This window comes from Halobacillus sp. BAB-2008 (assembly GCF_000328325.1).
Taxonomy (GTDB): domain Bacteria; phylum Bacillota; class Bacilli; order Bacillales; family Halobacillaceae; genus Halobacillus.
Map to the genome: position 1 here is coordinate 1 of NZ_ANPF01000019.1, position 4983 is coordinate 4983.

The 4983-nt window shown below is 34.1% G+C and carries 5 protein-coding genes and 1 pseudogene; 1 reads left to right on the top strand and 5 read right to left on the bottom strand.

Annotation, left to right across the window (positions count from 1 at the left end; genetic code table 11):
- Positions 1 to 218: 218 nt before the first annotated feature.
- Complete coding sequence (locus D479_RS05360; RefSeq protein WP_008634506.1) at positions 219 to 785, bottom strand: dihydrofolate reductase family protein; 567 nt, start codon at positions 783 to 785, stop codon at positions 219 to 221.
- Between the two features lie 194 nt (positions 786 to 979).
- On the opposite strand from D479_RS05360, the gene D479_RS05365 reads away from it, so the two are divergent.
- Complete coding sequence (locus tag D479_RS05365; RefSeq protein ID WP_008634507.1) at positions 980 to 1939, top strand: YafY family protein; 960 nt, start codon at positions 980 to 982, stop codon at positions 1937 to 1939.
- A 322-nt stretch (positions 1940 to 2261) separates the two neighbouring features.
- On the opposite strand, the gene D479_RS05370 is transcribed toward D479_RS05365, so the two are convergent.
- The 4 genes and pseudogenes from D479_RS05370 to D479_RS05385 all read right to left on the bottom strand — a co-directional run bounded on the left by D479_RS05370 (position 2262) and on the right by D479_RS05385 (position 4899).
- On the bottom strand, positions 2262 to 2729 hold the full coding sequence (locus D479_RS05370; RefSeq protein ID WP_008634509.1) for an SRPBCC domain-containing protein: 468 nt from the start codon (positions 2727 to 2729) through the stop codon (positions 2262 to 2264).
- Between the two features lie 190 nt (positions 2730 to 2919).
- Positions 2920 to 3411 carry an SRPBCC family protein gene (locus tag D479_RS05375; RefSeq protein ID WP_008634511.1) on the bottom strand — a complete coding sequence of 164 codons (492 nt, stop codon included), beginning with the start codon at positions 3409 to 3411 and terminating at the stop codon, positions 2920 to 2922.
- A 3-nt stretch (positions 3412 to 3414) separates the two neighbouring features.
- A complete protein-coding gene (locus D479_RS05380; RefSeq protein ID WP_008634513.1) occupies positions 3415 to 3747 on the bottom strand; it encodes a metalloregulator ArsR/SmtB family transcription factor in 333 nt (110 codons plus the stop codon).
- 326 nt (positions 3748 to 4073) lie between these two features.
- Positions 4074 to 4899 (bottom strand): annotated as a pseudogene (locus D479_RS05385) (tyrosine-type recombinase/integrase).
- Between the last annotated feature and the right edge of the window lie 84 nt (positions 4900 to 4983).

The following is a 4983-nucleotide window of genomic DNA, read 5'->3' on the forward strand; positions in this document are numbered from 1 at the left end:
TAAAAAAATATACAAAACATCTTTATTTTATATTTGCGTATAATTTTTTATACGTAATGCTTGTAAGGAAGCGATTGCTCTTATTGAACAATCGCCCCCGTTACTTGAAGACTTGATTTCAAGATAATCTCCCCTAAAATCTATATTCATTGGTAATATAGAAAAAATAGAAGTATATTGAGTGAAAATTTATTTAGATACAAAACACATTAATATATTTATTCTTTATCAATAGCGTAAATCAATTGTACAACTCCAGATGAAAATGTCCTCGAATTAACCAATTTTAAGTTCACTCTTTCCTTTAAATCATCAAATAAAGGTCTCCCTTTACCCAAAACTACAGGATGAACAGATAATCTAAATTCATCAACAAGACCCAATTTCACAAAAGATTTAATGAGACTTGCGCCTCCATATAGCCAGATATCTTTTCCTGGCATATTCTTTAATTTATTCACTTCTTCAAGGATATTATCGTTTATATATGTTGCATTATTATAAGGTGCTTTTTGTGTTTTAGAAAAGACATACTTTTCTTTACTATGGATTAGCTCCCACATTTCTTTTTCTTCGTCAGAGTCTTCTCCCGCATGGTACTCCCCCCACAAATCATAGCTTTTTCTACCATATAAGATTGTGTCTATACTATTCAGGAAATTTGTAAATCCCATCTCAGGATCCATTATGCACCAATCTACTTCACCATTTTCTCCTTCCACAAAGCCATCTAAAGTGACTGCTAAATCCAAAAGTACTCTTCTTTGTCTTCCGTTCTTCAACATAATTCTTCATCCCTTCATAAGTTTTTAATTTTCTTTATGCTTTCATTACATATATGAATAAAGTAACCAATCACCATACCTGTATGATTTACTATAATCTTCGTCCATCCCTTCCTTTCTTTTCATGTATCTATATATTAAATTAGATATATGACACGTACTGTCATGATTGAAAAGATTAAGGAGAATAGCCTATGAGAGCTGAAAGGTTAATTAAGATTTTACTACTCTTACAACATGGAAAAATCGTATCTGCAAGGGAAATATCAAAAGAACTTGAGGTATCCGAAAGGACTATCTATAGGGATATGGAAGCATTAAGTGCTGCTGGTATTCCTATTTATTCTGAAAGAGGACAAGCAGGAGGATGGCGGCTTGTCGATAACTGGAAACAAAAATTAAGTTGGTTAAAGGAAAAAGAAATGCTGACACTATTTTTGCCTCATGCTGAAAAAATTATTAATGATCTGGGTATAGGTCCTTCCTCAAAGGATACAACTGAAAAATTACTGTTATCCTTACCAGAAGAAATTAAGCAAAGTGCGGAAAAACTTTGGGAAAGGGTCCACGTGGATATGGGCACATGGAGGAATACTAAAATTGAAATAAACCCCGCCATGAAAGTAATGAAAGAAGCTGTTATGAATAATAAAAAAGTGAAAATTTTTTACCAAAAAGCAAACTTGGAAACAAAAGAATATGTAATCAAACCACTGGGGCTAGTTGCCAAATCAAGCAATTGGTATGTGGTATCAATGAATAGCCATGATGAGTTTCGCAACTATAAAATTACTCGTATTACTGAATGTGACTTAATGGATGAACAATTTAACAGGCCTTGTGATTTTAAACTCTTTGAACATTGGGAGGAAGCCAAAAAGCAATTCGTGCAAAGTCTACCTGAGTTTCATGTGAAGGTGGCAGTTTCTTCTTTTGCACTTGAACGAATTAAGTTTACGGGGCGTTTTGTTCAAGCAGGTGCTGAAAAAGTTAGAGATCATTACTGGACAGAACTAGAATTGACTTTCAATACTGAAGAGGAAGCCGTAAATTTCATTGTAGGTTTTGGTAATCAAGTGAAAGTTCTTTCCCCACTGAATTTTATTGATAAAGTTAAAGATAGAGCAAAAGCCATACTTGGTTTATATAGATAACTGCTTTTAAATAGATTTTCGCTTGTTTTCACCAAAATATTAAGTGAAAGTGGCCGTCTTTTTATTTTCTGAGAGGTTGCCAGTATAAGTGCGTTTGCTGTCATCTCCGCAAGATAACGAGTGGCTTCCTTTACACCTGACTCTCAAGAAGTCACCCCCCTTTATCTTGAAACTGAATCTTCCACTAACCTGCTTCTTAGCAAAAATGCGATTGTTCTTATGGAACCATCGCCCCCTATTCTGGAAGATTCAATTTCGAGATATTTTCGAAAAAAATCTTAAATTTAGCAACCAATAGTTAAAGAAAAGTGTCTTTTCATACCTATAATTTCATTTCACGCTCATATTCTTTACGTATTTTTCCTGCTTTTTCTTTATCAACCGTGAAATTTTCTCCATGTAATGTAGCATCAATTGCCTCGTTAATCATGGTCCATCCTGTAAGGTCTTGAAGTGATTGCTCATCTACTTCATTGACCTTAAATGTCATTAGCAACTGTCCGCCCTCTTTAATTTCGAATCGAATGTAACTTCCATACCAGTCAAACCCGTAAACTTTTCCTTCTTTAAATTCTCGAATAGGTAATTTATGAATTTTTCCATTTCCGAAATCAAAAATTAAGTTGCCACCATCGTGTAATTCGTGCGTTCGAAGTTCAGGATGCCACTTCTTAACATACTCTTCATCTGTTAATACTTCCCACACCTGCTCCGCTGTATATCCGTGAGTATTTGTGAACAAAGCCAACCATTTTCCATCTGCAATATTCAGAATTTCACTTTTTATCATTCTCTTTACCACCTTTTCATTAGATATTTTATAAATTAATTTGCACATTTACTTGTTAGTATGTTCTCAGCAATTCCTTTGAGTAAGAATTCGATAGGCTGTGTCCACTCCCAGTTACATTACAAATGTAGTATGTGCTGGTTTTTGGTCATTAGGCTCTCTGAATAACAGTAATGTAATGATAAGTAATCTAATGATTTAACTCTTCAATGGAAACGATATATTTTTGATGCCACTTCTTCCAGTTCTCTTTCGGGAATTTTTCGTGATAACGTCCATTCAATAAATCAATTAGAACATCTAGACACACGTGCCATCCGGCCAAGTCTTTAGAGGTATGGTCATTGATAGTACTAATAAATTCTTTTAACACTAATAAACAGCCACCCGCTTTAGGATAAAGCTCAAAGCGAACCCAACCGTCGTCGCCCCATTCATATTCCAAAACCTCATTTTTTTTAAAGTCTCTAATCTTAATGTCAAAAGAATTTCCTGTTCCATCATTCATATTGAATTTAATGGTACCGCCTTGCTTAAGATCTACTACTTGAAGATTAGGCATCCACTTTCCTAACTTATCATTTTGGGTAATAGCAGCCCAGACTTTTTCAACAGAATGGTTGAGCGAACGATTATAACGAGCTATATGGCCACCTTCAACTTTTTCAATTACTGCTAACATTTTTTATTCCTCCTCATCCAATAATTCCTCAAGTGCATCCAGCCTCTCTTCCCAATATCTCCTGTAAGGTTCAAGCCAGTTATCAATCTCTTTTAAAGGCTGTCCATGTAGGTGATAAATCCGACTTTGAGAATCTTTAGTAATTGTGACTAGCCCTGCTTCTCGTAAGATTTTTAAATGTTTGGATACACCCGGTTGGCTTAATTTTGTAAATTCAACAATTTCAGTAACAGTTCTTGGACTTATTCTTAGATAGTCAATAATTTTTCTACGGTTAGATTCTGCTATTACTTCAAACAAACTGGTTTTTTCATGATTATTTTGTACAGCATTCACATTCCAACAACCTCCAAAAAAGTAAACTCACCTTTATATTATCAATCAGTTATATAACTTTCAAGTTATATATAGACAAATAGAAAAACACTCTAATACCGAGTGCAAAGTTTGTTCACTTTAATTTGACATTGTGACCATCAGATTCTTTAGTTAATAAAATGAATATCTCGAAACTGAGTCTTCAACTAACCTGCCCTATAGCGAAAGACTCAGTATCGAGATATTTTTGCAGATAATTAATTCCAATTATTTCAAATGATCTTATTTTCCACAAGTTTTTCTTCAAATATAGAGGAGGCGAGCCCTAATAATAGGCGCGCCTCCTAAAAATATTTACTATAGAAATCCTGTCTTAATTTCCCACTTAATTGAGCATATATTTTTGTCGTTTCGCTTTTTTCATGTCCTAGCAAACTTTGGATGACTTCAATTGGAGCTCCATTATTAAGCATATGTGTGGCATAACTATGTCTTAACTGGTGAGGATGTATTTCTTTATTGATATTTGCGCGAATGGATATACGTTTAATAATATGCCGCACATTTTCTATACCCATTCGCTTCTTAGGTCTTCTCTCAGTTACAAATAAACATTCATCGCAATCTGTACGCCCTTCTAAATATTTCTCCAGCCAAAGTGAACAACGGACATTAAAGTACACTTCTCTTTCTTTATTACCTTTTCCCTTTACAATCACCGACCTTCCAGAAGTATTAATATCTGCTCTATTCAGTATAACTACCTCCCCAATACGGCAACCAGTTGAATAAAAGAATTCGAACATTGCTTTTTCCATAGGCGTTATACATGAGTCTCTAAGTTGTTCAATTTCCATTTCCGTAAGGAACTTAGGAATTCTTTTACCCACTTTTGGTTCTTTCAATTTAATGGCTGGATTATAACTAATGAAGCCTTCTTCGTGAAGCCACTTAAAAAAAGATCGAAGAAAATACTAGAAGGTTTTAAATTCTCCCCTACTTCAATTAAGTAATTCTTTAATTGATCTACCACAAACTCATCTGTATTAACGTCTCCAAAATGTTTGATCAGCAATTTGAACTGCCAGGAATATGCATTCAATGTATATAATGAATATCCCTCTATTTTTTATCTAAGTAATACTTCGCCCACGCTTCTGATAAAAACATCTTTATCACTCTCCAAAAACTATGAATCTACTTTCATTATAGTTATGGAGTTTAATTACTATACATAACCCCTATCCCTCAAAT